This window comes from Fundidesulfovibrio soli (genome assembly GCF_022808695.1).
Classification (GTDB): domain Bacteria; phylum Desulfobacterota; class Desulfovibrionia; order Desulfovibrionales; family Desulfovibrionaceae; genus Fundidesulfovibrio; species Fundidesulfovibrio soli.
The window spans coordinates 1-25,947 of sequence record NZ_JAKZKW010000010.1 but is presented as its reverse complement, the minus strand read 5'-3'; the positions used below and the strand labels follow the sequence as shown (position 1 = coordinate 25,947).

22 protein-coding genes are annotated in these 25,947 nt (G+C 67.9%); 18 read left to right on the top strand and 4 right to left on the bottom strand.

Annotated elements, in window-relative coordinates; all coding sequences use genetic code 11:
* The first annotated feature begins 14 nt into the window (after positions 1-14).
* The 18 genes from MLE18_RS10335 to MLE18_RS10250 all read left to right on the top strand — a co-directional run bounded on the left by MLE18_RS10335 (position 15) and on the right by MLE18_RS10250 (position 20,973).
* Positions 15-776 carry a fumarate reductase iron-sulfur subunit gene (locus MLE18_RS10335; RefSeq protein ID WP_243438720.1) on the top strand — a complete coding sequence of 254 codons (762 nt, stop codon included), beginning with the start codon at positions 15-17 and terminating at the stop codon, positions 774-776.
* A 126-nt stretch (positions 777-902) separates the two neighbouring features.
* The gene (locus MLE18_RS10330; protein ID WP_243438719.1) at positions 903-1,742 is read left to right on the top strand and encodes a fumarate hydratase; all 840 of its coding nucleotides are present in this window, start codon (positions 903-905) and stop codon (positions 1,740-1,742) included.
* Positions 1,742-2,299 (top strand): Fe-S-containing hydro-lyase, encoded by a 558-nt coding sequence (locus tag MLE18_RS10325; protein WP_243438718.1) that lies wholly within the window; start codon positions 1,742-1,744, stop codon positions 2,297-2,299. Before MLE18_RS10330 ends, MLE18_RS10325 begins: the two co-directional genes overlap by 1 nt.
* Before the next feature lie 424 nt (positions 2,300-2,723).
* Positions 2,724-3,581, top strand: a complete 858-nt coding sequence (locus tag MLE18_RS10320) for a sulfide/dihydroorotate dehydrogenase-like FAD/NAD-binding protein (protein ID WP_243438717.1) — start codon at positions 2,724-2,726, stop codon at positions 3,579-3,581.
* Positions 3,556-4,989: an NADPH-dependent glutamate synthase gene (gltA, locus tag MLE18_RS10315; protein ID WP_243438716.1), complete on the top strand. Its 1,434-nt coding sequence runs from the start codon at positions 3,556-3,558 to the stop codon at positions 4,987-4,989. Before MLE18_RS10320 ends, gltA begins: the two co-directional genes overlap by 26 nt.
* A gap of 319 nt (positions 4,990-5,308) precedes the next feature.
* On the top strand, positions 5,309-5,869 hold the full coding sequence (locus MLE18_RS10310; protein WP_243438715.1) for a 4Fe-4S dicluster domain-containing protein: 561 nt from the start codon (positions 5,309-5,311) through the stop codon (positions 5,867-5,869).
* Complete coding sequence (locus MLE18_RS10305; protein WP_243438714.1) at positions 5,866-6,747, top strand: CoB--CoM heterodisulfide reductase iron-sulfur subunit B family protein; 882 nt, start codon at positions 5,866-5,868, stop codon at positions 6,745-6,747. Before MLE18_RS10310 ends, MLE18_RS10305 begins: the two co-directional genes overlap by 4 nt.
* A gap of 43 nt (positions 6,748-6,790) precedes the next feature.
* A complete protein-coding gene (locus MLE18_RS10300) occupies positions 6,791-8,770 on the top strand; it encodes a CoB--CoM heterodisulfide reductase iron-sulfur subunit A family protein (RefSeq protein WP_243438713.1) in 1,980 nt (659 codons plus the stop codon).
* A complete protein-coding gene (locus tag MLE18_RS10295; RefSeq protein ID WP_243438712.1) occupies positions 8,767-9,219 on the top strand; it encodes a hydrogenase iron-sulfur subunit in 453 nt (150 codons plus the stop codon). The genes MLE18_RS10300 and MLE18_RS10295 overlap by 4 nt, the downstream gene beginning before the upstream one ends.
* A gap of 10 nt (positions 9,220-9,229) precedes the next feature.
* Positions 9,230-10,198, top strand: coding sequence for a Coenzyme F420 hydrogenase/dehydrogenase, beta subunit C-terminal domain (locus MLE18_RS10290; protein ID WP_243438711.1), 969 nt, complete (start codon positions 9,230-9,232; stop codon positions 10,196-10,198).
* A complete protein-coding gene (locus MLE18_RS10285; protein WP_243438710.1) occupies positions 10,195-11,262 on the top strand; it encodes a 4Fe-4S dicluster domain-containing protein in 1,068 nt (355 codons plus the stop codon). The genes MLE18_RS10290 and MLE18_RS10285 overlap by 4 nt, the downstream gene beginning before the upstream one ends.
* Positions 11,263-11,272: 10 nt before the next feature.
* Positions 11,273-12,109: an FAD/NAD(P)-binding protein gene (locus tag MLE18_RS10280; RefSeq protein ID WP_243438709.1), complete on the top strand. Its 837-nt coding sequence runs from the start codon at positions 11,273-11,275 to the stop codon at positions 12,107-12,109.
* Between the two features lie 21 nt (positions 12,110-12,130).
* Positions 12,131-12,598, top strand: coding sequence for a ferritin-like domain-containing protein (locus MLE18_RS10275; RefSeq protein ID WP_243438708.1), 468 nt, complete (start codon positions 12,131-12,133; stop codon positions 12,596-12,598).
* Between the two features lie 464 nt (positions 12,599-13,062).
* Complete coding sequence (locus MLE18_RS10270) at positions 13,063-15,114, top strand: methyl-accepting chemotaxis protein (protein ID WP_243438707.1); 2,052 nt, start codon at positions 13,063-13,065, stop codon at positions 15,112-15,114.
* A gap of 9 nt (positions 15,115-15,123) precedes the next feature.
* A complete protein-coding gene (locus MLE18_RS10265) occupies positions 15,124-15,876 on the top strand; it encodes a hypothetical protein (RefSeq protein ID WP_243438706.1) in 753 nt (250 codons plus the stop codon).
* A gap of 295 nt (positions 15,877-16,171) precedes the next feature.
* Positions 16,172-17,671 carry a hypothetical protein gene (locus tag MLE18_RS10260; protein ID WP_243438705.1) on the top strand — a complete coding sequence of 500 codons (1,500 nt, stop codon included), beginning with the start codon at positions 16,172-16,174 and terminating at the stop codon, positions 17,669-17,671.
* Between the two features lie 20 nt (positions 17,672-17,691).
* The gene (locus MLE18_RS10255; RefSeq protein WP_243438704.1) at positions 17,692-18,813 is read left to right on the top strand and encodes a hypothetical protein; all 1,122 of its coding nucleotides are present in this window, start codon (positions 17,692-17,694) and stop codon (positions 18,811-18,813) included.
* 135 nt (positions 18,814-18,948) lie between these two features.
* Positions 18,949-20,973, top strand: coding sequence for a M1 family metallopeptidase (locus MLE18_RS10250; RefSeq protein WP_243438703.1), 2,025 nt, complete (start codon positions 18,949-18,951; stop codon positions 20,971-20,973).
* On the opposite strand, the gene MLE18_RS10245 is transcribed toward MLE18_RS10250, so the two are convergent.
* The 4 genes from MLE18_RS10245 to MLE18_RS10230 form a co-directional block, all read right to left on the bottom strand.
* Positions 20,970-21,662, bottom strand: coding sequence for a DNA alkylation repair protein (locus tag MLE18_RS10245; RefSeq protein ID WP_243438702.1), 693 nt, complete (start codon positions 21,660-21,662; stop codon positions 20,970-20,972). The two genes, MLE18_RS10250 and MLE18_RS10245, sit on opposite strands and share 4 nt — an antisense overlap.
* 4 nt (positions 21,663-21,666) lie before the next feature.
* On the bottom strand, positions 21,667-22,617 hold the full coding sequence (locus MLE18_RS10240; protein WP_243438701.1) for a hypothetical protein: 951 nt from the start codon (positions 22,615-22,617) through the stop codon (positions 21,667-21,669).
* Positions 22,618-22,926: 309 nt separating this feature from the next.
* A complete protein-coding gene (locus MLE18_RS10235) occupies positions 22,927-24,300 on the bottom strand; it encodes an NADH-quinone oxidoreductase subunit N (protein WP_336605572.1) in 1,374 nt (457 codons plus the stop codon).
* Positions 24,301-24,332: 32 nt separating this feature from the next.
* Complete coding sequence (locus MLE18_RS10230) at positions 24,333-25,856, bottom strand: complex I subunit 4 family protein (protein WP_243438700.1); 1,524 nt, start codon at positions 25,854-25,856, stop codon at positions 24,333-24,335.
* Positions 25,857-25,947: the final 91 nt, after the last annotated feature.

The window sequence follows — 25,947 nt, the reverse complement described above, 5'->3', positions numbered from 1 at the left end:
GCGAGGAGATTACAATGGCCAGAATGCTCAAGTTCAACATCTTCCGCTATAACCCGCAGGATCCGAAATCGGTCCCGCACATGCAGTCGTTCACCATAGACGAAACGGAGTCCATGACCCTGTTCATCGTGCTGAACCGCCTGCGCGAGGAGCAGGACCCCTCCCTGCAGTTCGACTTCTGCTGCCGGGCCGGCATCTGCGGCGCCTGCGGCATGGTGGTCAACGGCCGCCCCGGCCTTGCCTGCCACACCAAAACCAAGGACCTGCCCGAGGAAGTCACCCTGATGCCCCTGCCAGTGTTCAAGCTGGTGGGCGACCTCTCGGTGGATACCGGCACCTGGTTCAGGGGCATGTACCAGCGCGTGAAATCCTGGTGCGAGACCAAGAAGGTCTTCGATCCCAACGCCCAGGAAGAGCGCATGGACAACGCCCTGGCCGAGAAGATCTACGAACTGGACCGCTGCATCGAATGCGGCTGCTGCGTGGCGGCCTGCGGCACGGCGCTCATGCGCGAGGACTTCCTCGGCGCCACGGCGCTCAACCGCGTGGCCCGCTTCATGCTCGACCCGCGCGACGAGCGCACCGAGCAGGAGTACTTCGACATCGTCGGCACCGACGAAGGCATCTTCGGCTGCATGGGCCTGCTGGCCTGCGAAGACGTCTGCCCCAAGTACCTGCCCCTGCAGGACGTGCTGGGCCGCCTGCGCCAGCGCATGGCCTTCGCCGCGGTGAACAACATCCTGCCCAGCTTCCTCAGGAAGGATGTGAAGCTGTAACGGCGCGGGGCGGTGGCGGCTCCATCCCCGCCGCCGCCCGCAAGCGGACAACATCCGGGGGAAAGGGGGAGACGTTCTCCCCCACCCTTGCGGGCACATGACCGCAAGCCCCCTCAAGGAGAAAAAATGCGTACGATCAAAGCGCAGACGATAATCGACTCGGTGGCCCAGATGTGCATCTCGGCCAACCGGGAGCTACCCGAGGACGTCGTGCGGACCTTCAAGGCCCGCATGGAGGCCGAGGTCAACCCCGCGGCCAAGGAGACCTTCCGCCAGCTGCTGGAGAACTCCGACCTCTCCAAGGAGACCGGCCTCCCCCTCTGCCAGGACTGCGGCCTCGCCGTGTTCTTCGTGGAAATGGGCGAGGACGCCCGCGTCGAAGGCATGGGCATCCGCCATGCCATCAACGAGGGCATGATCAAGGGCTACCAGGAAGGCTACCTGCGCAAGTCCTCCTGCGACGCCTTCACCCGCAAGAACACGGGCGACAACTCCCCGGCGATCATCCACTTCGACCTGGTCCCCGGCGACAAGATCAAGATCTGGATGATGGCCAAGGGCGGCGGCTCCGAGAACATGAGCCGCGTGATGATGTTCCCCCCCGCCGCCGGCTGGAAGGGCCTGCGCGAGTTCATCATCAACCGCGTGGCCGAAGCCGGCCCCAACCCCTGCCCCCCGATCCTGGTGGGCGTGGGCATCGGCGGCAACTTCGAGCTGGCGGCCATCAACTCCAAGAAGGCCCTGCTGCGCGAAATCGACGACACCCATCCCGACCCCGAGGTCGCCAAGCTGGAGGCCGAGCTGCTCGCCTCCATCAACAAGCTGGGCGTGGGCCCCATGGGCCTGGGCGGCGACACCACCTGCCTGGGCGTGAAGATCATGGTGGCGCCCTGCCACCTGGCAAGCCTGCCCCTGGCCGTGAACATCCAGTGCCACTCCGCCCGGCACAAGGAGGTCGTGCTGTAATGGCCGAATACACCCTGACCACCCCTCTGACCGACGCGGACATCGAGCAGCTCAAGAGCGGCGACGTGGTGTTCATCACAGGCACCATCTACACCGGCCGCGACGCCGCGCACAAACGCCTGGTCGACTCCCTGGACAAGGGAGAGGCCCTGCCCTTCGACCTCAAGGGCGCGCTGATCTACTACGTGGGCCCCAGCCCCGCGCCCCCGGGACGCCCCATCGGCTCGGCCGGGCCCACCACCTCCTACCGCATGGACACCTACGCCCCGCGCCTGCACGCGCTGGGCCTCAAGGGCACCATCGGCAAGGGCAAGCGCTCCCAGGAAGTCAAGGACGCCATGATCGCCAACAAGGCCGCCTACTTCGGCGCCACCGGCGGCGCTGGCGCCCTGCTCTCCCTGGCCATCAAGGGCGCCAAGGTCATCGCGTACGACGACCTGGGCCCCGAAGCCATCCGTGAACTGACCGTCGAAAAGTTCCCCCTGCTGGTCATCAACGACTGCCACGGCGGCGAACTCTATGCGAAGCCCAACCTGGAGGCCGCCCTCGCCGGGTAGCCGACCACACCCACGGGGACCGGTCCGCCTCCGCCAACCGGCGGACCGGTCTTCCCGCAAGGGCGCGAGCCTCGCGCCCTTGCGGGAAGGTCCAGGCCCCATCCGAACGCCGAGGCTGGCTGGCAGGCTCTTACGCCTTCGGAACGAATCAGGACGGGACACCAGGCTTTTCCACGGCGCGCGCGGGGGAAGCGTTTGGGAGGACGCCCCCCCGCACCGCCACCCGGAACCGGCCCCCTCCAGGCCTCCATGGATTCACCCCCGGCAGGATCGGACGCTCTCCCGATCCTGCCCGGCGGGGGGGCAGGACGCACGGCAGGTTCCCGCCCTGCGCCGCTTCACATCCGTGAAGTAATGCGGCAGGAAAGCAGCGCCGGTTTTTTCCCGGCGGCCCCAGAGAAGAGACCGCCCAAGGAGTTGCGCCATGCCTTCTAAAATCGTCAGGAAAAGAAGCCTGATCCCAGGCCAGACCAGCGAACTGGTCCTTGATGCGCCGCAGATCGCGGCCAAAGCCAAACCCGGAAATTTCGTCATCCTGCGCGTATGCGAGAACGGGGAACGCATCCCGCTGACCATCGCGGACACCGACAAGCAGGCCGGAACCATCACCATCGTCTACCTGGTGCTGGGCAAGACCACCGCCCACCTCGAAACCCTCAAGGAGGGCGACGAGATCGTCGACCTCTGCGGCCCCCTCGGCAAGGACACCGACATCCACAAGATGGATGGCCCGGTGATCTGCGTGGGCGGCGGCACGGGCATCGCGGCCATGCACCACATCGCCAAGGGCCACCACATGGCCGGCAACCGCGTGATCACCGTCATCGGCGCCCGCTCCAAGGACCTGCTGCTCTTCTACGACGAACTGAGCAAGTTCGCCGACGAGGTGCTCGTCTCCACCAACGACGGCTCCTTCGGCGTGCAGGGCATGGTCACGGACCTGCTCAAGGACCGTCTGGAGTCCGACACCACCGTGGCCGAGGTCGTGGCCGTGGGCCCCGTGCCCATGATGGAGGCCGTGGCCCGCGTGACCAAGCCCTTCGGCGTGAAGACCACGGTGAGCCTCAACTCCATCATGGTGGACGGCATCGGCATGTGCGGCGCCTGCCGCGTCTCCGTGGGCGGCAAGACCAAGTTCGCCTGCGTGGACGGCCCAGAATTCGACGGCCAGGAAGTCGACTTCAAGGAACTGGGCAGCAGGCTCCAGGCGTTCAAGACCATGGAACAGATTTCCTACGAGGAGTTCAAGAAAAGCCATGTGTGCACATGCTCCAACAAATAAGAAGGTAGGCAGCAAGGCCCCCCGCACGGCCATGCCGGAGCAGGACCCGCGCCAGCGCGTGCGCAACTTCTCCGAAGTGACCACGGGCTACACCCCCGAAATGGCCCTGGCCGAGGCCCAGCGCTGCCTGCAGTGCAAGAAGCCCCTGTGCCGCAAGGGCTGCCCCGTGGAGATCGACATCCCGGGCTTCATCGCCCCCATCCTCGAGGGCGACCTGGACAAGGCCTACAAGGTGCTGCGCGACACCAACTCCCTGCCCGCCGTGTGCGGCCGGGTCTGCCCCCAGGAGACGCAGTGCGAAGGCGCGTGCATCCTGGGCAAGAAGGGCGAGCCCGTGGCCATCGGCCGGCTGGAGCGCTTCGTGGCCGACACCTTCATGGCCAAGGACGCCTGCGAGGAGATCACCGGCACCCAGGCATGCACCCTGGAGCGCGAGGACCTCAAGGTCGCCTGCATCGGCGGCGGCCCCTCCAGCCTGACCGTTGCGGGCTACCTCTCCGCCCTGGGCATCAAGGTGCACGTGTTCGAGGCCCTGCACGAGGTGGGCGGGGTGCTGGTCTACGGCATCCCCGAGTTCCGCCTGCCCAAGGCCATCGTCCGCCGCGAGATCGACGCCATGCGCGCGCTCGGCGTGGAGTTCCACACCAACTGGGTTGGCGGCAAGACCATCACCGTGGACGACCTCAAGGCCCAGGGCTTCAACGCCATCTTCATCGGCGTGGGCGCCGGCCTGCCCAAGTTCCTGCGCGTGCCGGGCGAGAACCTGATCGGCGTGTTCTCGGCCAACGAATACCTGACCCGCGTGAACCTGGGCCGCGCCTACGAGTTCCCCAAGAGCGACACCCCGGCCTACACGGGCAAGAACGTGGTGGTCTTCGGCGCGGGCAACGTGGCCATGGACGCCGCGCGCACGGCCATGCGCCTGGGCGCGGACAAGGTCTCCATCGCCTACCGCCGCACCGAGAACGAGATGCCCGCCCGCCTGGAGGAGCTGCACCACGCCAAGGACGAGGGCCTGGAGCTGCTCTGCCTGCACGCGCCCATCGAGTTCAAGGGCGACGAGAAGGGCTGGCTCAAGTCCATCGTGCTCCAGAAGATGCAGCTGGGCGAGCCCGACGAGTCGGGCCGCTGCTCCCCCGTGGCCTGCGACGGGCAGTTCTGCGAGATCCCCTGCGACATGGCCGTCATCGCCGTGGGCACGGGCTCCAACCCGCTCATCGGGCAGACCACGCCGGGCCTTGAGTTGAACAAGTGGGGCTACATCGTGGTCAACGAGGAAACCGGCGAGACCTCCATCCCCAACGTGTACGCGGGCGGGGACATCGTCACCGGCGCGGCGACCGTCATCTCGGCCATGGGCGCGGGACGCAGGGCCGCCAAGGAAATCGCCAAGAGGCTTCTTGGCTAAATTGACCTGAGGGACGGCCCCTCGGAACCGCCTGGCACCGACGCACAGGCGAACGGGCGAGCGCGAATGTCGCGAAAGGCGGGTGGTCCGCCCTGGTGACTTCCGTCTGTGCCAGGCGTTTCCGAGGGGCCGTCAACACTCTGTAATCCTTCGCATAGACAGCAAAGTGTCATTTTGATACACTCGTGTTATTTTGACACAAACCGTTAAAATCACGTAATTTATCTCTTCAGAGACTTGCCTAAAACTTCCGGGCGCACTAGTTACCTCTCACGGCACCTTCCCGATCACACCTTTTACGCAAGGCGGGCTGGCTTCTATGCACGTCATCAACTTGAGCAAGACTCGCGACCAGGAATTCATCTCCCGCGTCGAGCAGGAGTCCGGGCAGAACCTGAGCCTGTGCTACCAGTGCGGCAACTGCACGGCGGGCTGCCCCGTGACCTTCGTCTACGACATCCCGGTGCACCAGATCGTGCGGCTGTGCCAGGCGGGCCAGAAGGACGCCGTGCTCGGCTGCCACTCCCTCTGGCTGTGCGCCAGCTGCCAATCCTGCACGACGCGCTGCCCCAACTCCATCGACGTGGCCCACATCATGGACACGCTCAGGCACATGGCCCGGCGCGACGGCTACGCCACCGAGTACGGGGTCAAGTCCTTCACGGACAGCTTCCTTGAGTCCGTTGAGCGTCACGGCCGGGCCTTCGAGCTGGGGCTCATGATGCTCTACACCATGAAGACCGGCAAATTCTGGACCGACGTCGACCTGGCCCCGGCCATGCTCGCCAAGGGCAAGCTCGGGTTCAAGCCGCACCCCGTGCAGAACAAGGAAGCCATCTCAAAGATTTTCAAGCGGTTCAGAGAGGAGTTCGCCCAGTGACGACCCTTCGTTACGCTTACTACCCCGGCTGCTCCGGCCTGGGTACGTCCAAGGAATACGACATGTCCACGCGGGCCGTGTGCGAGGCCCTGGGCATGGAGCTCATCGACATCACCGACTGGAGCTGCTGCGGCTCCTCCCCGGCCCACACCGTGGACGACCGCCTGGCGGGCGCGCTCTCAGCCCGCAACCTGGTCCAGGCCGGGGACATCGAGGGCGTCGACGCCATCATCACCCCCTGCCCCAGCTGCCTGGCCAATCTCAAGACCGCCCGCCACAGGCTCCAGAAGCCCGAATTCCGCGCCGAGGTGAACAAGCTGCTGGAGCGCCCCGTGCACGGCGACATCCTGCCGGTGAAGTCCGTGCTGCAGGCCATCGTGGAGGACGTGGGCATGGAGGAGCTGCGCTACCGCGTACGCACCCCCCTCAAGGGCATGTCCATCGCCCCCTACTACGGCTGCATCATGAACCGCCCGCCCAAAATCATGGAGTTCGACAGCCACGAGAACCCCATGGCCCTGGACAACATCCTGGAGGCCCTGGGCGCCACGGTGGCTCCCTTCAACCTCAAGGTGGAGTGCTGCGGCGCTTCCTTCGGCGTGGCCCGGCGCGACATCGTGGAGCGGCTCTCGGGCAAGCTCCTGAACCTGGCGGCCGAGAACAACGCCCAGGCCATGGTCACGGCCTGCCCGCTGTGCCAGATGAACCTGGACGCCCGCCAGAACCAGATCAACGTCGCCAACAGCACCAACCACGTCATGCCGATCTTCTACTTCACGCAGCTCATCGGGCTGGCGCTGGGCTTCTCGCAGAGCCAGATGGGGTTGGAAAAACTCGTCGTGAGCCCCCGGGAGCTTCTCGCCGGCGCAGCCGGATGATCCGGGCGAGGCATACAAACGTCTCCAGGAGAAGTGCAAGGCCATGAAAATCGGAGTCTTCATCTGCCACTGCGGTTCCAACATCGCCGGTACCGTTGACGTGGCCAAAGTGGCCGAAATGGCCAAGTCCCTGCCCGAGGTGGCCTTCGCTTCGGACACCATGTACGCCTGTTCCGAACCAGGCCAGGAAGGCATCATCGGCGCCATCAAGGAAATGGGCCTCGACGGCGCGGTGGTCGCCTCCTGCACCCCGCGCATGCACGGCCCCACCTTCATGCGCACGGTGGCGCGGGCGGGCTTGAACCCCTACATGTTCGAGATGGCCAACATCCGCGAGCATGTCTCCTGGATCGGCAAGGACAAGGAAGCCAACACCGCCAAGGCGCTCGACCTCGTGCGCATGGCCGTGGCCAAGCTTGCCCGCAACAAGCCGCTCTTCGCCAAGAGCTTCGCCATCAACAAGCGCGTGCTGGTGCTCGGCGGCGGCGTGGCGGGCATCCAGGCCGCGCTGGACTGCGCCGACGGCGGCCTTGAGGTGGTGCTGGTGGAGAAGACCACCACCATCGGCGGCAAGATGGCCAAGCTGGACAAGACCTTCCCCACCGTGGACTGCTCCTGCTGCATCCTCGGCCCCAAGATGGTGGACGTGGCCCAGCACCCCAACATCACGCTCTACGCCAGCGCCGAGGTGGACGAGGTCAACGGCTACGTGGGCAACTTCCAGGTCAAGGTGCGCAAGAAGCCCACCTACGTTGACTGGAAGCTCTGCACCGGCTGCGGGGCCTGCCTGGAAAAGTGCCCCAGCAAGAAGAGCCCTGACCTCTTCAACGAGCTGGTGGGCACCACCACGGCCATCAACATCCCGTTCCCGCAGGCCATCCCCAAGAAGGCCTCCATCGACGCGGGCTCCTGCATCAAATTCAAGACCGGCAAGTGCGGCATCTGCGCCAAGGTCTGCCCGGTCAAGGCCATCAACTACGAGATGGAGCCCGAGATCGTCACCGAGGAGGTGGGCGCGGTCATCGCGGCCACCGGCTACGACCTCATGGACTGGACCGTATACGAGCAGTACGGCGGCGGCCGCTACAAGGACGTGATCACCAGCCTCCAGTACGAGCGGCTGCTCTCGGCCTCCGGCCCCACGGGCGGGCACATCAAGCGCCCCTCCGACGGCAAGGAGCCCAAGACCGTGGTCTTCATCCAGTGCGTGGGTTCGCGCGACAAGTCCGTCGGGCGGCCCTACTGCTCCGGCTTCTGCTGCATGTACACGGCCAAGCAGGCCATCCTGACCAAGGACCACATCCCCGACAGCGAATCCTATGTATTCTACATGGATATCCGCGCCCCAGGCAAGATGTACGACGAGTTCACCCGCAGGGCCATGGAGGAATACGGGGCCAAGTACGTGCGCGGCCGCGTCTCCATGGTCTACCCCAGCGGCGGGCGCTACGTCGTGCGCGGCGTGGACACCCTGGCGGGCACGCAGGTCGAGGTCGAGGCGGACCTGGTGGTCCTGGCGGTGGGCGCGGAAGGCGCGACCGGCGCGGCGCACCTGGCCGAGAAGCTGCGCATCTCCTACGACGCCTACGGTTTCTACATGGAGAGCCACCCCAAGCTCAAACCCGTGGAGACCAACACGGCGGGCGTCTACGTGGCCGGCTGCGTGCAGGGCCCCAAGGACATCCCCACCTCCGTGGCCCAGGGCAGCGCGGCTGCCGCCAAGGTGCTGGCGCTGTTCTCGAAGGACCAGCTGCAGAGCGACCCGCAGGTCTCCTCCGTGGACCTCAAGCGCTGCGTGGGCTGCATGAAGTGCGCGATGACCTGCCCCTTCGGCGCCATCAAGGAGCAGGAGGTGCGCGGCGAGATCAAGGCCCAGGTGATCGAAACCATGTGCCAGGGCTGCGGCCTGTGCACCGCCACCTGCCCGCAGGGGGCCATCCAGCTGCAGCACTTCACGGACAACCAGATCCTGGCCGAGGTCAACGCCCTGCTCGCTAGCGAACTTGAGGAGACCCAGGGATGAGCAAGGAACTCCGCATCATAGGCTTTCTGTGCAACTGGTGCTCCTACGGCGGCGCGGACACCGCCGGCGTGGGCCGCTTCACCCAGCCCACGGACCTGCGCATCGTGCGCCTGCCGTGCTCCGGCCGCATCGACCCGCTGTTCGTGCTCAAGACCCTGACCGGCGGCGCGGACGGGGTGCTGGTCTCGGGCTGCCACCCGCGCGACTGCCACTACTCCGAGGGCAACTTCTACGCCCGGCGCCGCCTGGAGATGGTCAAGCGCTTCCTGCCCGTCATTGGCATCGACCCCGGCCGCTTCGAGTATACCTGGGTCTCCGCCTCGGAAGGCCAGCGCTGGCAGACCGTGGTCAGGGGATTCACCGAGCAGATCCACGCGCTTGGCCCCATCCAGCGCTTCGGCAAGGACGCAGCGGCAACGGCCGCCCAACTCGCGGCCTCGCACGCTTAGGAGGTTCGACGTGCCCATTCTCGACGAACTCAAGGCCGCCATCGCAAAGCGGCTGCCCGAACTGGACGTGGTCATCGGCTGGGGCAAGGGCTTCGACGCCCTGCACCACACCCCGGTGTTCATCACCAGCGAGGCGGACCTGGACAAGCTGGAACTCGGGCCGCTGTCGGTCCAGAACCTGGCCACTTACCTGACCCGCTACCCCAAGACCAAGAAGATCGGCGTGGTGGTCAAGGGCTGCGACAGCCGCTCCGTGGTGCAGCTGCTGCAGGAGAAGCTCATCAACCGCGAGAACGTGGTGGTCTTCGGCTTCCCCTGCGAAGGCGTGGTGGACCTGGAGAAGGTCAAGCGCGCCCTCGAGGGCCAGGGCATGGAGATCGCCCGCGTGAGCGAGGCAACCTTCCAGGGCGAACGCTGCACCCTGACCACTGGCGGCAAGGCGGGCTCCCTGCCCATGGCCGACCTCTGGGCGGACAAGTGCAACCGCTGCCAATACCACGACGCGGTCATGAGCGACGAATTCGTGGGCCAACGCCTGGATCGCAAGGCCGAGGACGCCTACGCCGACGTGGCCGCCTTCGAGGCCAAGCCCCTGGCCGAGCGCCAGGCCTTCTGGCAGGAGCAGATGAGCCGCTGCATCCGCTGCTACGCCTGCCGCAACGCCTGCCCGCTGTGCGTCTGCCGCGACCAGTGCATCGCCCAGACGCGCGAGCCCAACTGGGTCAGCCAGCGCACCGGCGTGGAAGAGAAGTTCATGTTCCAGATGATCCACGCCTCCCACCTGGCCGGGCGCTGCACCGAGTGCGGCGAATGCGAGCGCGCATGCCCTGTGGGCATTCCGATCCTGCTGCTCAAGCGCAAGAACAACAAGGAAGTCCTGGAGCTGTTCGACTACCGCGCCGGGATCGATCCCGAGGCCAAGCCGCCGCTGCTGGCGTTCAAGGTCGAGGAAGAAAAAATCAACGAGAGGGGCTGGTGATGTCCGCCAAATACTTAGCCCAAGGCGATCTGTCGGCGTGGCTTGGCGCCCTGGCTCAGGGCCGCAGGGTGCTCGTGCCCGTGCGGGAGAACGGCGCCGTGGTCTTCAGGCCCTACGGCCCGGGCGTGGCGCCCGTGCTCTCCCGCCAGGCGGATTCGCCCCCCAAGGAGAGCGTGTTCCCCTCCACCGAGCGGCTCATGGAGTTCAGCTACTCCAAGGACCCGGAAAACCTGGGCAAGGTCGCCCTGGACATCAAGGAGACCGTCAACGCCCCGGCCACGGTGGTCTTCGGCGGCCGCCCCTGCGACGCCCGCGGCTTCACCGTGTTCGACCGCGTCTACGACACCAAGGCCATCCGCGACCCCTACTACGCCGAGCGCCGGGCCAGCACCCTGTTCGTGACCCTGGCCTGCGACGCCCCGGAGACCACCTGCTTCTGCAACTCCGTGGGCAGCTCCCCGGTGGACGCGGACGGCTCCGACGTGCTGCTCACCCCGGTCGAGGGCGGCTGGCTGGTGGAGGCCGTGAGCGAGCGCGGCAAGGCCCTGCTGGACGCCCCCGCCCTGAAGGACGCCCCCGCCTCCGCGCAGGAGCAGGCCAAGGCCGCCCAGGAGGCCGCCGTGGCCGCCATGCCCCCCGCCTGGGACGCGGCCCCCGCCGCGGCCAAGCTCATCGAGAAGTTCGACGACATGGGCTTCTGGGACAACGTCTCCGCCAAGTGCATCAGCTGCGGGGCCTGCACCTACCTCTGCCCCACCTGCTACTGCTTCACCGTGACGGACGAGCGCTCCGGCATGAAGGGCGAGCGCATCCGCACCTGGGACACCTGCATGTCCTTCCAGTTCACGCTGGAGGCCAGCGGCCACAACCCCAGGCCCACCAAGGCGTACCGCCTGAAGAACCGCGTGGGGCACAAGTTCAGCTACTACCCCGACATCCACAAGGGGCCCATCGCCTGCTGCGGCTGCGGCCGGTGCATCAAGCTCTGCCCCGTGAGCGTGGACATCCGTGAAATCGTCCGGCTGGCCATGGAACTGCCCACGGCCACCGCGGGCAAGCCGTAGGGGAGCCGCCATGACCACTATGATGAATCCCTATCTCCCCGAGATCGCCACGGTGCTGGAGGTCATCCAGGAGACCCCCAACATCAAGACCTTCCGCGTGGTCCTCAACAACAAGGACCGCATGGCCAAGTTCAAGTACGAGCCCGGCCAGGTGGGCCAGCTCTCGGTGTTCGGCGTGGGCGAAGCCACGTTCGTCATCAACTCGCCGCCGACGCGCATGGAGTACCTGCAGTTCTCCGTGATGCTGACGGGCGAGGTCACCTCCATGCTGCACACGCTCTCCCCCGGCGACCAGGTCGGCGTGCGCGCCCCGCTTGGCAACTGGTTCCCGTACGAGTCCATGAAGGGCAAGAACGTGGTGTTCATCGGCGGCGGCATCGGCATGGCCCCGCTGCGCACCCTGCTGCTGTTCATGCTGGACAACCGCAAGGACTACAAGAACATCTCCCTGCTGTACGGTGCGCGCAGCCCCGAGGACATGGCCTTCAAGTACGACCTGCCCGACTGGTCCAGCCGCAAGGACATGACCACCGTGCTGACCATCGACCGCGAGGCCCCGGGCTGGGAGCACAAGGTGGGCCTGATCCCCAACGTGCTGCTGGAGATGAACCCCAGCCCCAAGAAGACCGTGGCCATCACCTGCGGCCCCCCGATCATGATCAAGTTCACCTTGCAGGCGCTCAAGAAGCTCGGCTTCGAGGACGACCAGATCGTCACCACGCTGGAGAAGCGCATGAAGTGCGGCGTGGGCATATGCGGCCGTTGCAACATCGGCACGAAGTACGTCTGCATGGACGGGCCGGTGTTCACCTACGCCCAGCTCAAGGAACTGCCCAACGAACTCTAGCCAACGCGGAAGGATAGGCACATGGCGACATTCTTCAAGGCGGCCGACGTGGCCAAGGCTGCGGTCGAGATCGAGAAAAAGGGCGAGGCCTTCTACCGGCACATGGCCGAACAGACCAAGGACGAGGAACTGCGGGACCTGTTCATCCATCTGGCCGGGGAGGAGCACAAGCACGAGCTGATCTTCAGCAACCTGCTCACCCGCCTGGGCTCCGTGGAGCTGCCCGCCTGGAGCACCACCGAGGAGTACGGCGAATACATCGACGCACTCATCAGCTCGCACACCCTGTTCGACTCCCACTCCGAGGCCCTGATGGCCGGGGCCGGGGACGCCGAATCCGGGGTGCGCGTGGCCCTCTCCTTCGAGAAGGACACCCTGCTCTTCTTCGTGGAGCTCAAGGAACTGGTGCCCGACTCCGAGAAGGACGCCGTGCAGCGCTGCGTGGACGAGGAGCGCCTGCATATCCGCAAGCTGCGGGCCATGCTTTAGCCTCTCGCACCGCGACCGACGTGTTCACCGGGGAGGCCCCGCCTCCCCGGACCCCGCCGTCCAGAACCTCGTGCTGGTGGATGATCCCCCTGCACCCTCGACAGCCTCGCGTAGGTCGACGCCCCCCAGTTGGCCCAAGGGGGGCGCATCCCCTGGCGGGATGCGGGGCGGAGCCCCGCGCCATAGGGCATCCCCGCCTGCGCCCGTTCACCAATCCTTCCCCTCCCGGCTCCTTTCCCCGCTCGACGGGGGTGATGCGCTCAGACATACCCATCAGGCGTTAATTCCTTCACATGGTTGAAAGCATTGGGCGAAACCCTTATGATGCTCCTGCTTCGCATATCCGCCGCGCCGACTCCCCGGTACGGTTCGCAACCAGGCATGCCAGCCGGCCGCGTGGTCTTTGGCCCCAGGGTGCCGCCTTACGGCATCCGCACGCATAACGCTTGAGGGAGTATCGCGCTATGAGGCTTTCGCTGAAGGCTGCGTTTCTGGCCCCCGTTCTTCTTGTGGTGACCATCGGCCTGGCCGGCCTGGTCTGGCAAGGCTCCGCCGCCACCAGGGATTCCGCCCTGACCATGCTCCGGGCTGACATGCCCATCCTGGCGGGCGCCATCGTCAAGGACGTCTCCGACTCCATGCGCCTCAAGACGGAGGCCCTCAAGACCTGGACGGCCATCGCCGTGGTGCAGGCAGCCGCGCGCGGCGAGGACAAGGACGGCGCCTTCCAGGCCCGCATGCAGTCCACCGTGAAGGGCATGCCCAGCCTGGGCATCGGCTACACGAACATGTACTCCCTCAAGGGTGACCTCGTGGCCTCCAGCCTGCCCGGCCCCCTGGCCAAGGCCAACGTGGCCGACCGCGACTATTTCAAGGCCATCGTCTCGAACGGCAAGGATCACGCCATCTCCAAGGCGCTCCTGAGCCGCGTGTCCAACAAGGCCGTGATCATCGTGGCCCAGGCCGTGAAGTCGCCCCAGGGCGAGCTGCTGGGCGTGATCACCGCGGGCGTGGACCTGCACACCATCACAGGCGATGTCTCGGCCACGCGTATCGGCTCCACGGGCCACGTGGTGGTTTTCGAGCCGGACGGCATGGCCGTGGCCCACCCCGACGAAACGCAGTTGCTCAAGAACGAAGTCTCCAAGAGCCCGCTGTTCCAGGCCGCCCTGGCCGTCAAGAATTCCGAGACCGTCACCCTGCCCGACGGCTCCATGGCCGTCGTGGTCCGCGACGCCTTCACCGGCTGGGTCTTCTGCATCATCCCGCCCCTGGAGGACATGCATACCCTGGTGCGCTCCTCCCTGAACAGGCAGGCCCTGCTGGCCCTGGCCGTCACCCTGGTGCTCACGGCGGCCATCTGGCTGCTCTCCGTGAAGGTGGTGGCCAGCCCGCTGACCCGCTGCCTGGCCTACGCCAAGGCTGTGGCCGGAGGGGACCTGAACCGGCACCTGAAGCGGGAGACCAGCTGCGTCGAGCTGGCCGAACTTTCCCAGAGCCTGGACGAGATGGTCGGCGCGCTCAAGACCAGCCTCAGCTCCGTGGCCGAGAAAGAGTGCCGCGCCAACGAGGAGGCCTTGCGCGCCCAGGACGCCCTGCGCCAGGCCGAGGAGGCCTCCGCCAAGGCCGCCACGTCCCGACAGGAGGCCCTTGGGGAGGCCGCGCACATGCTCCAGGAAGTCATGGAAGGGTTCAACGCCTCCTCCGACGCGCTCACGTCGGAGATGGACGGCGCCTTGAGCGACACCGGCTCCCAGCAGGACCGCACCGTCCAGACCGCCACGGCCATGGAGCAGATGACCGCCACCATCATGGAGGTCTCCAGGAGCGCGCAGGACGCCGCCAGCCAGACCGGGCGGGCCAGCGAGCGCGCCAACGAGGGCAAGCGGCTGGTGGAGCAGGCCGTGGACGCCATCTCCGGCGTGGACGCCCTGGCCACACAGATCAGGCAGGCCATGCACGGCCTCGCCCAGCAGACCCGCGCGGTGGACCAGGTCATGACCGTCATCTCCGACATCGCCGACCAGACCAACCTCCTGGCCTTGAACGCCGCCATCGAGGCCGCCCGCGCCGGCGAGCACGGGCGCGGCTTCGCCGTTGTGGCCGACGAGGTGCGCAAGCTGGCCGAAAAGACCATGACCGCCACCCGCGAGGTGGGCCAGACCATCACCGCCATCCAGACCGGCACCCTGGACAACGCCGCCCAGGTGGAGCGCATGGCCGAGGCCGCCTCCCAGGCCAGCTCCCTGGCCAGGACCTCCGGCGGCTCCCTGGCGGAGATCGTCTCCCTGGTGGAGACCGCCTCGGACCAGGTGAGGGCCATCGCCACCGCCTCGGAGGAGCAGTCCGCCGCCAGCGAGGAGATCAACCGCTCCGTGGACGAGGTGCGCGAGCTGGCCGGGCGCATCGCCCAGGCCATGTCCCGCGCGGAGCAGGCCCTGCGCGACCTGGCCGCCCAGGGTGACACGCTGGATCGGGTCATCGGCCAGCTGCGCGGCAGGGAGATAACCGCGTAGGCTTCGCACGTGCTGCTGGAGTTTTGCGAATACCTGCTCACCCCATGCCCGGCCCTGGCCCGGCGGGCGGGGCTCAAGCGCGAGGCCGTGGCCATCCGCGCCCGGCACGCCCGGCAGCGGCGGGCCTGGCGGCCCCACCTTGAGGCAAGCAAGGCTTTCATGCTGGCGTGCGCGCGCCGCTGCGGCCAGAACGGGCTGGCCGTGGTGCTCGGCTCCGGGGCCTTGCTGGACGTGCCCCTTCGCGAACTGGCCGCCATGTTCGGGCGCGTCGTCCTGGCGGACATGGTCCACCCCCTGGCGGCCCGCTGGCAGGCGCGCGGCCTGCCTGGAGTGAGCCTTTCGCATCTGGACGTGAGCGGCGCACTCGAAGACGCGCTGGCCGGGCGGGAGCCCAACCCCCAGGCCGGGCGTGCGCTGCCGGACTTTCTCGACGCTCTCCGGCCTGATTTCATCGTCTCGGCCAACATCCTCTCGCAGCTTCCCCTGGCTCCGTTCGGGCTGTTGCCCGGCGTTGACCGCGCCAGCCTGGGGGCCCGTCTTGTCCGGGAACACCTCCAGGCACTCCAAGACGCCACCGCCCCGGCCTGCCTGATAACCGATACGCTGCGCCTGGGCGGGGAAAAGCCGATGGACCTGCTCCACGGCGTGGAGCTGCCCGGCGCGCCCGAGCGCACCTGGGTCTGGAACATCGCCCCGCGTCCCGAGATATCGCCGGATAGGGATTACTCGCACCAGGTGGCCGCGCTGTATCTGGAGAAATAGCCGAAAAGGTCTCGTGTGTTTGCCATTAACAGACGCGGAGAGTCTTGGCGGGGCCAGCCTCGGCCCTGGAGAGGCCAAGGCTGGAGCCTGGACAAACCGGAGGCCTCCGGCGGCCAGGGGCGCCGCCCCTGGACCCCGCGAGAGGGAGTTCCTCCCTCTCGACTCCCATATCGGTTCACGCCCTACCGCCAAACTTTTTCACCCTGCCGCCAACTTTCTCCCCACATAGCCCTATGTGGGTATACTTTCGTTTCGAGCTGCGGATAATCGCTCCCTGCCCTGGCAAGGAGCACCCGTGGCCCACGCATCCACGAAACAAAGCAGCATCATCTCGTCCGTGGTCGCCTTCGACGGCGGCCTCAACGTAGCCGACGACCCGGCCGGGCTGCCAGACAACCAGCTGGCCGAAGCCCTGAACCTCTACTACGCCGAAGGCCGCAGCGTGCTCACCACGCGGCCCGGCCTCGTGCATGTGGCCGCCCCTCCGCCCGGCGGCCCGGACATCCTGGCCCTGCACTGGTACGCCCAGGATGTGGACTCCGGCTTCCTGGTGGCCGCCACCGCCGACGGCAAGCTCTTCAGCCTGGACCTCTCCGTGCAGCCCCCGGCCTGGAACCACGTCACCGACCTGGACCAGCCCGGCGTCACCCCGAGCCTGGTCACCTTCCACGGCAAACTCGTCATCGCGGACGGCGGCCCGCACCTGCGCACCTGGGACGGGGCCAGCGTGGCCACGATCGCCTCCTCCCCATCGGCCACCGCCCTGGTGGAGGTGAACGGCCGCCTGGCCGCCAACTCCGCGCAGGATCTGGACGGCGTGGCCTTCAGCGGCCCCTTCGACGAAACGGACTGGGACATAGGCGTTGGCGCGGTGTTCCTGCGCGCCGGGTACGGCGACGGCCTGCGCGTCAACGCCTTCGGCGTCATCGGCAAGGACCTGGTGGTCTTCAAGTCCGGCGACTCGGCCAGGCGCATCCTGCGCCTGCAGACAGGCGGCACCGTGGACCAGTGGTCCATCACGGAGCTCTCCCGCAACCAGAGCGCCTCCGGGCCGCGCGCGGTGGAATTCGTGGGCAACAACCTGTTCTTCGCCGGGCACGGCGGCATCATGGATCTGGCCGGCGTCCAGCAGTACGGCGACATCCAGGTGGGGGTCGCGGGGCGGCCCGTGAACCCGCTGCTCGGCGGCCGCAACGTCTCCTCCATGCGCTTCGTGCCCGCCCTGGGGGCCATGCTGGTCTTCATCGAGGGCGACCCCCAGGTGCTGGCCTTCCACCCCCACAACCAGGCCTGGACCCGCTTCGACTTCCAGGGCCGGATCATGTCCGGTGCCTGCCAGGCCGGCGGAACGGTCTACCTGGCCGGTCGCGGGGGCTCGGTCTACCGCCTGGGGCTGGAGGAATCCCGCGACGAACTCCAGCCCGGCGACCACGCCAACATCGCCTCCACCGTGCGCTCCAGGGTGTTCACCACCCAGGGCGCGCTGGTGCTGCGCAGCGCCAAGCTCGACTTCGAAGCCCTCTCCCCCGGCTCCGGTTCGCTCCAGGCCCTTGGCTCCGATCAGATCAGCCCCGTGGAGCTCATCGCCTGGAACGCCAACCCGGGCCTGGGCAAAGTGAACGACTCCACCGGCCCCCTGGCCGATGCGGTGCAGATCCTGGGAGCCTCCTCGCAGACCAAGAGCGTCTCGCGCACGCGCTTCCGGGACTGGGCCGTGTCCTTCCAACTGACAACCACCGGAGGCCGCATCCGCCTCCGCCGTTGCCTGGCGGAATTCGCCCGCGTCAACGGATAACCCACCAAGGAGAACCAACCATGAGCTATGACGGACCCACAACCTTCGGCCTGACCCAGGCCCACCTCCTGGCCGAGCAGAACGGCGTGGCCCCCTACCGCCCCGCCCCCTACCTGGACGACAGCCAGTGGTGGGGCAACAACGCCGCGCGCCCCGCCCAGACCCAGTGGACGCCCCCGGCCTACCAGAACTTCCAGTACTCCACGTACCAGGCCCCGGGCGGCGACCCCTCCTACCGCGCCTACGGCGTCCAGGCCCCGGTCTACGCCGGGCTCGAGGGCGGCGACTACAACCGCTATGAGAACGCCCTGCGCTCAAGTGGCGAGACCGCGGCCAGAACAGCCTACGACAACACCCGCCGGAACATGGTGGACGCCTACTCCAACCGGGGGCTCTACGGCTCCAGCCAGTTCACCCGCCAGATGGACCAGCAGGCCGACACCACCTACCTCAACTCCCTCGTGGACAACGCGGCCCAGGCCACGGCCAAGCGCTACGCCCTGCAGCAGCAGGACCAGCAGTTCGCCAGCGGCCAGCGGATGCAGGCATGGAACGCCCTCATGGACGAGAACCAGGCCGCCAACCAGCAGCGCTACAACGTCTGGCAGAACCGCATGGGCGAGAACCAGTACATGAACAGCCTGCAGTACCAGAACAACGCCGCGGCCAACGCCTACGCCTACCGCTCCAGCGAGGACCAGCGCGACTGGACCGACGACCAGGCCCAGCGCCAGATCGACTTCGACAACATGCTGAGCATGAGCCGGCAGGACTGGGACACCCAAGGCATGTACTGGGACGCCCGACAGAACGACGCGGCCTGGAACCGCATCTACGGCACCTGGGGCCAGGTGGACCCCGACGTGGAGCACTGGGAGAAGAAGATGCTCAAGAACGCGGCCAACCAGTCCTCCAGCTCTGGCCTGGGGTCCGGGCTGGGCTCTGTGCTGGGCGGCATCGGCGGCGGCATCCTGGGCGGCGTGCTTACGGGCGGCGCGGGCATCGGCCTGGGTGCTTCCCTGGGCAGTTCCCTGGGCGGCGGCGTGGGCGGCCTCGTGGAGACCGGCAACCCCAACGGGCTGCTGCGCTCCATCAACGGCAACATGGGCACGTTGGGCAGCCTGGCCGGTAGCCTGTTCTAACGAGCCCGGAATCGCCAACGCCGGGTGGCCGGGCCAGGCGGGCCAGGCAGGCCGGGGCGAGCCGTCCTGGCCGCCCCTTCCTAAACCGGGCGGGGCGGGTTACCCCCGGCCAGGAGCCTCCGCGCCCTTTTCCTGTTGCTGGCCCTGTCCTGCGGTGCGGCGACCGCCTTCGCGGCCGCGCCCCTGACCCACTCCATCGACGCCGTGCTGGACCTCCCCGCCAGGCGGCTGCGGGTGACCGACGCCATCGCCCTGCCCGAGCAGCCGCCCGCCGATCTGGCCCTGACCCTCTCGCCCTCGGCCGCGGACCTCGCCGCCAGCGCGGGGGGCAAGACCCTGCGGCCCGTCCGCTCCGGGGCTTTGCTGCGGCTGGACGTGCCCAAGGGCGCGACAACCGTGACCCTGCGCTACAGCCTCGCCCTGGACCAGCCGCCGCAGGCCGGGCCGGGTGGCACGGACAACCCCGGGGCCCTGGCGGACGACGCCGTGGCCGGTCCGGACTGGGCCATGCTCATGCCCGGCAGCCTCTGGCACCCGGCGGGCCTGCCGGGCCAGGATGTCTACCGCCTGCGGGTGAGCGCCCCGGGCGGCATCAAGGCCGTGAGCCAGGGCAGGCTGGAGGGCTTCAGTCAGGAGGGCGGAAACACCGTCTCCATCTGGAGCGTGCGCAAGCCGGTGGGCAGGCTGGGGCTGTGCCTGGCCCGCTACGTGCTCCATGAGCGCCTGGAGACGATCCCCGGCGGGAGCGCGGTGGCCGTGCAGACCTTCTTCCTGCCCGATTCCAAAGCCTCACCGGATGTCTACCTGGAGGCCGCCGCTCGCCACCTGCGCTTCTATTCCGAACTGCACGGCCCCTACCCCCTGGAGAAGTTCGCCGTGGTGGAGAACCCGCTGCCCACGGGCTACGGCTTCCCCTCCTACACGCTGCTGGGCTCCCAGGTGCTGACGCTGCCCTTCATCCCGGAGACCAGCCTGCGCCACGAGGTCGCCCACAGCTGGTGGGGCAACGGCGTGCTGGTCTCCGGCGACTCCGGCAACTGGTGCGAAGGGCTGACCACCTATGTGGCGGACTATCTTTCCCAGGAGCTGGCCTCCCCCGCCGACGGCAAGGCCTACCGCCTCCGGACGCTGCGGGCCTTCTCCGCCCTGACGGCGCAGACCCCCTCGGCGGACATGCCCCTGGAGCGCTTCGGCTCGCGCTTCTCCGCCGCCAGCCAGGCCGTGGGCTACGGCAAGGCCATGTTCGTGTTCCACATGCTGCGCGGCTTCACCGGAGCCGACGCCTTCTGGGCCGGGCTGCGCCGCCTCTACGCGGAAAAGCTCTTCCGCCCCGCCGCCTGGGAGGACTTCCGCCAGGTCTTCGCCGGGCAGGGTGATTTCAGCCTGGAGCGCAGCCGCCGCTTCATGGACCAGTGGCTCACCCGCACGGGCGGCCCCCAACTTGCGCTGGGTCAGGTCGCGAGCGAGCCCGACCCCGCCGGGGGGTGGGTCGTGCGGGCCGAGGCCGTGCAGAAGGGCGAGCCCTACCTGCTCAGGCTCACGGCCCAGGTGGACCATGAGGGAGGGACGCGGCGCGCGGAGTTCGTCATGGAGGGAGAACGCGCGGGCTTCGAGGTGCGCACGCCGGGCAAGCCCCTGCGCCTGCGCCTGGACCCGGACGCGGACTGCTTCCGGCTGCTGGACCCGTCCGAGGTGCCGCCCTCGGTGAACACGGTCAAGGGCGCGAAGGATCTGCGCGTGCTGGTGGCCGCCGACGCACCGCAGGCCCTGCGCGCGGCCCTGCCCGTGCTGCTGGGCGGACTGGGGCAGGTTCGGGCCACCGTGTTGGAGGAGGGGAAGCTCACCCCGGAGCAGAAGAGGAGCCTGGGGGGCGGCAACGTGCTGGTGCTGGGCATGCCCCGCTTCCCGCTGCCGGGCCTGCGCGACGTGCTGCCCGATGCGCCCGGCGCGGACACCGCATTCGCGGCCCTGGAGCGCGAGGGCGGCTGCGTGGCCGCGTTCCAGGCCGCAACGGGGGCCGACGCGCAGGCCGTGGTCCAGGCGGCGAACAAGATCATGCACTATGGTTCGTTCGGGCTGCTGGGCTTCGCGGGAGGGCGCAACGTGGTCAAATCCACCCTGGAGCCCAGGCGCACGCCCATGCTGCGGGAGCTGAACTAGCCCCGAGTCTTCCGCCCTGGCAGGACCGGACGCACGGGCCGCACCGCGAACTCGCGCAGGGCGTCGCGCCCGATCCAGCGGGCGCTCCGCGAGGCTGACCCGGCCAGTGCCACGGCCACGGCCTCGGCCCGCAGCCTGAGGCCCGGGCTGCGCTTGCCGATCTGGCGCAAGGCCCAGTTCACGGCCTTCTTCACGAAATTTCGCTCGTCGTCCGACATAAGCAGAATCCGCTCCAGGCAGGGCTCGAAGGCATCATCCGCAGCCGTGCGGTCGTGCACGGCCAGCTGGGCCATGAGCGAGAACCCGGCCCGGCGCACGAACTCCTCCTCCCGCAAGCTCCACGCGTCGGCCAGCTCCCAGGCCAGGGCGCACTTCACCGCCAGCTTGTTGCAGAGCTGGTCCGTCAGATCCCAGGAGTCGCACTCCGCCGCCCAGGCGTCCAGCAGGGGCCGGTCCGTCCTGGCGGGCTCGGCGGTCATGCAGGCCAGGATGCGCGCCTCATGCACGCCTGTCTCCCAGAGCGCCAGGGCCAGGGCGTGGTCGCGCCCTGTCTCGCGGGCGATGGCCCGAAGCGGGACCATGCCGACCCCCAGGGCCCGCGCCGTATTGATGCCGAAGCGGGCCATGCCCTGCCGGTTGCGCTCGCTGCCGAGCGGCTCCAGGCGGGCCAGGATGTCTGCCGCGTCCATCCCGTTATGCCAGCACGGCGTAGGCCAGGCCCACCAGCACCAGGCTGGCGGCCCGGAAGGCCTGGTTGTGCACGATGAGCTTCATGGCCAGGGCCGGGCGGAAGATGCCCGCGTAGTACGGGAACTGGTGCCGGAAGGCCCGCATGGGCGTGGAGAGCAGGTTGCCCAGCAGCAGGGCCAGCACGATCTCCTTCACGGGCAGTTCCCCGGCGTTGAGCAGCGCGCCCGCAGCGGCCAGGCCGGCGGTGAACTCCGCGGCCATGCCGAAGACCACGATGGAGGCCGCCTTGGGCGAGAGCCACTGCACCGAGGCCATGTGTTCGCCCATGAAACGCTCCGTCGCCGCGAAGAACCCCCAGCTGTTGAGCGCCACCATGCCCGCGTAGATCGGCGCGGTGATCAGGCAGATCTTCACGATGCGCTTCTTGAAGCGCCGCCAGCTCTTGTGCAAGGCCTCGCGCAAGGTGGGGCCCTTCTCGGGCAGCTGGCACTCCAGGCAGCCCTCCTCCTGCGGGGGCAGCACCGCGCGGCCCGCCAGCACGATGAGCAGCGAGCGCAACAGCGCCGCGCCCAGCGTCAGCCCCACGTAGACCGCACCGGTGGAGCCCAGGAAGGGCATGGCCACCAGCACCATGGTCGGCATGTGCAGAAAGTACGTGGGCAGGGAATTGAACAGGTTGGCCAGGATCAGCTCCCGGTCGGAGAGTTTGCCCTGCTGGTGGGCCTCGGCCAGCATGGTGTTGGCCGCCATGCCCGAGAAGAAGGCCAGGGAGAAGCTGGCCCCCACCACGTCCTGCATGTTGCCAAGGCGCACCAGGGGCTTGGCGAAGCGAGCCAGGTAGCGCGTCCAGTTCAGGGTTTCGATGAGGTTGGCCACGAGCAGCGAGATGCTCAGCGTCAGCAGCAGCTTGCCCAGGGGCAGCACCACACTGTGGAGAACGGAGGTGAAGGTCATAGGATGCGCACCATAGCGCGGGTGCCAGCGATTGCCAATGCGGGAGCCGGGATGAACGGCAGTGGCCTCCGGCGGCCAGGGGCGCCGCCCCTGGACCCCGCGAGAGGGAGTTCCTCCCTCTCGACTCCCATTCCGTTTCGCGTCGAGGGCGGAAAGCTTTCGCACCTGCGAAGAGATTCTCAAGGGCGGCCTGCTCAAAAAACACGACGGCAAGGAGCGAGAAAAAGCCAAGCCCGACGCGTATCTTGCCTACGCGAGGGTTTGGCTTTTTCGAGACGACGCAGCCGACGGGGATTATTCAGCGGGCCGCTACGGCAGAACGACCTTGGCTGCCGCCTGGGCCAGGCCCAGCAGCGGCGCTGGATAGAGCCCGACGCCCAGCAGGCAGACGGCCAGCGAGGCGCCCAGCAACGGCGCCAGCCCTCCCGGCGTGGGGGACGCGCCTTCGGCGGCGGGTTCGGCCGTGTAGGCGTGGCGCACCATGTTCAGGTAGTAATAGATGGCAATGGCCGTGTTCAGCACCGCCACGATCACCAGCCAGTCGTGCCCGTGGCCCCACAGGGAGCTCAGCAGGAAGAACTTGCCCGTGAAGCCCGCCGTGGGCGGCAGGCCCACCAGCGAGAAGGCCGCCGCCAGCAGCACGAAGGCCATGCCCGGCGAGGTGCGGTACAGGCCGTCCAGGTCCGACAGCGTGGGGTTCTGCCCGTCTTGGCGTACCCGGCAGACCACGTAAAAGGCCGCCAGGTTCATCAGCAGGTAGCACACGCCGTAGAAGGCGGCCGAGGTCAGCCCGTCCGGCCCTCCGGCCACCAGTCCCATGGCCGCGTACCCCGCATGGGACACGCTGGAAAAGCCCAGAAGGCGCTTCAAGTCCTTCTGGACCAGGGCCGAGAAGTTGCCCGCCGTCATGGAGAGCGCGGCCAGCGCGGCCAGCGCGTCGGCGGTCTGGGCGTCCAGCCCGATGGCGCCCACCAGGCGCACCAGCACGGCCAGGGCCCCCAGCTTGGGCAGCGTGGAGACGAAGGCCGCTGTCTCGTTGCCAACGCCCTGGTACACGTCCGGGCACCAGAAGTGGAACGGGAACAGGGCCAGCTTGAACAGGAAGCCCGTCAGGTACAGCGCGAGCCCGATCACGGCCAGGGGCGCGGCGGCGACGCTCCAGGGCTTCTGGGCCAGCTCGGCCACGTAGGTGGTGTGCTGCGCCGCCATGATCAGCGACAGGCCGTAGAGCGAGAGCGCCGTGACCATGGCCCCGTAGAGGATGTACTTCACGGCGGCCTCGGCGGCGGGGCGGCTCTCGGAGCGCAGGGGTGCCACGGCGTAAAGGCTCAGCGAAGCCAGCTCCAGGGCCAGGTACATGGTCACCAGCTCCGTGGCCGAGGCCAGGAGCATCAGCCCCAGGGAGGATATGGCCAGGAGCATGAAATAGTCGGGCTGCTTGGCCTCCTCCACCTCGCGCGGGCGGGAGCCGATGGCCACCACCACGCAGAAGCCCACGGCCACGGCGGCCTTGAAGAACTGCGAGAGCGCGTCCAGGCTGTAGCAGCCCCCGAAGAGCGCGCCCCGCTGGCCCAGGGCCAGCACAGCCAGCGCCGCCACCGCGGCGGAGGCCCAGGCCCGCAGCGCGCCAAGTTTGGCGAATTCCAGGGACTCGATCAGGAACAGCAGGGCCAGGGCCGCCATGCCCGCCTCGGGGGCCAGTTGCACCAGGGCGCTCACGGCGTCACCTCCGCCAGGATGGGTCGTTCGGGTTGCTCGGCCTTGTGGGCCAGGGCCGTGCGGGTGTTCACATGCTCGAGCAGACGGGCCACGGTGGGCTCCATGGAGCGCATGGCCAGCCCGGGCGCGAAGCCGATCCAGATAACCAGCACGGCCAGCGGGGCCAGGGCCGTCCATTCGCGGATGTTCAGGTCCGCCCAGGCCTTGGCCGTGGATGGCTGGCCCCAGGCCATGCTCCGCGTGGCGCGCAGCATGTAGGCCGCCGCCAGGAGCGCCCCGGGAATGGAGAGCGCTCCGGCCCACAGGTTGGCCTTGAAGGCCCCGGTCAGCACCAGGAGTTCGCCCACGAAGCTGTTGGTGCCGGGAAAGCCCAGGGAGGACAGCGCGAACAGCCCCCACAGGCCCATGAACGCGGGCAGGTATTTGCCCATGCCCATGTGGTCGGCCATCTCGCGGCTGTGGCTGCGCTCGTAGGCCGCACCCAGCATCATGAACAGCGCGCCCGTGGTGATGCCGTGGTTGAGCATCTGCATCAGCGCCCCGGTGAGGCCCTGCTGGTTGAACATGAAGATGCCCAGGGTCACGAAGCCCATGTGCCCCACGGATGAATAGGCCACCATGCGCTTGAGGTCGGTCTGGCCCAGCGCCGTATAGCCCCCGTAGAGGATGGAGATCACCGAGAGCCCGATCATCAGCGGGGCGAAGAAGTGGCTGGCCTCGGGGGTCAGGCCCAGGCAGAAGCGCATGAATCCGTAGGTGCCCATCTTGAGCAGCACCGCCGCCAGGATCACGCTGCCCGCGCTGGGGGCCTGCACGTGCGCGGCCGGCAGCCAGGTGTGGAAGGGGAACATGGGCACCTTGATGGCGAAGGCCAGGGCCATCGCCAGAAACGCCCAGCGCTGGAAGGAGACCGGGAACTCGCGGCCCAGCAGGTCGGGGATGGAGAAGCTGCCCCCCACGGCCCTGAAGGCGATGATGGCCACCAGCAGGAGCGTGCTGCCCGCCAGGGTGTACAGGAAGAATTTCAGCGATGCGTAGCGCCGCTCCGGCCCGCCCCACACGGCGATGAGCAGGAACATGGGCACCAGCATGGCCTCCCAGAACACGTAGAAGAGCACGAAGTCCAGGGCGGAGAACACGCCCACGCAGGCCGCGGTCATCACCAGCAGGCAGATGTGGAACTCCTTGATGCGCTTGGTGATGTACGTCCAGGAGCACAGCACGCACAGCGGCAGCAGGAACACCGAGAGCAGCACCATGATCAGGCTCAGCCCGTCCAGGCCCAGGTGGTAGTGCATGCCCCACTGGGGCACCCAGTCCGCCAGTTCCACGAACTGGAAGCCCGGCAGGGAGGGCTGGAAGCTGAGCAGCGGGATCGCCAGGCCCATCTCCAAAAGCCCCACCGCCAGGGTGAACCACCTGACGGCGGCCTCGCGCCGCAGGAGGAGCGCGGCCAGGGCCGCCGCCAGGGGCAAAACCATCAAGGTGGTCAGGAAGGGGAATCCGCCGCTTGCGGTCATGGTCTCTCCTGTCTCGAATGCGAGAACGATCCGGTGATGCTGTGGTCGCCTTCGCCCGGCTCCCGGTGCGGCCTGTCCGCCGCCCGGCGGG

Coding starts and splice junctions, on each gene's coding strand:
- MLE18_RS10335 (WP_243438720.1), top strand. CDS start 15: ATGGCCAGAATGCTCAAGTTCAACATCTTCCGCTATAACCCGCAGGAT.
- MLE18_RS10300 (WP_243438713.1), top strand. CDS start 6,791: ATGAAAATCGGAGTCTTCATCTGCCACTGCGGTTCCAACATCGCCGGT.
- MLE18_RS10280 (WP_243438709.1), top strand. CDS start 11,273: ATGACCACTATGATGAATCCCTATCTCCCCGAGATCGCCACGGTGCTG.
- MLE18_RS10230 (WP_243438700.1), bottom strand. CDS start 25,856: ATGACCGCAAGCGGCGGATTCCCCTTCCTGACCACCTTGATGGTTTTG.
- MLE18_RS10245 (WP_243438702.1), bottom strand. CDS start 21,662: ATGGACGCGGCAGACATCCTGGCCCGCCTGGAGCCGCTCGGCAGCGAG.
- MLE18_RS10275 (WP_243438708.1), top strand. CDS start 12,131: ATGGCGACATTCTTCAAGGCGGCCGACGTGGCCAAGGCTGCGGTCGAG.
- MLE18_RS10325 (WP_243438718.1), top strand. CDS start 1,742: ATGGCCGAATACACCCTGACCACCCCTCTGACCGACGCGGACATCGAG.
- MLE18_RS10295 (WP_243438712.1), top strand. CDS start 8,767: ATGAGCAAGGAACTCCGCATCATAGGCTTTCTGTGCAACTGGTGCTCC.
- MLE18_RS10320 (WP_243438717.1), top strand. CDS start 2,724: ATGCCTTCTAAAATCGTCAGGAAAAGAAGCCTGATCCCAGGCCAGACC.
- MLE18_RS10240 (WP_243438701.1), bottom strand. CDS start 22,617: ATGACCTTCACCTCCGTTCTCCACAGTGTGGTGCTGCCCCTGGGCAAG.
- MLE18_RS10310 (WP_243438715.1), top strand. CDS start 5,309: ATGCACGTCATCAACTTGAGCAAGACTCGCGACCAGGAATTCATCTCC.
- MLE18_RS10255 (WP_243438704.1), top strand. CDS start 17,692: ATGAGCTATGACGGACCCACAACCTTCGGCCTGACCCAGGCCCACCTC.
- MLE18_RS10330 (WP_243438719.1), top strand. CDS start 903: ATGCGTACGATCAAAGCGCAGACGATAATCGACTCGGTGGCCCAGATG.
- MLE18_RS10270 (WP_243438707.1), top strand. CDS start 13,063: ATGAGGCTTTCGCTGAAGGCTGCGTTTCTGGCCCCCGTTCTTCTTGTG.
- gltA (WP_243438716.1), top strand. CDS start 3,556: ATGTGTGCACATGCTCCAACAAATAAGAAGGTAGGCAGCAAGGCCCCC.
- MLE18_RS10235 (WP_336605572.1), bottom strand. CDS start 24,300: ATGGCGGCCCTGGCCCTGCTGTTCCTGATCGAGTCCCTGGAATTCGCC.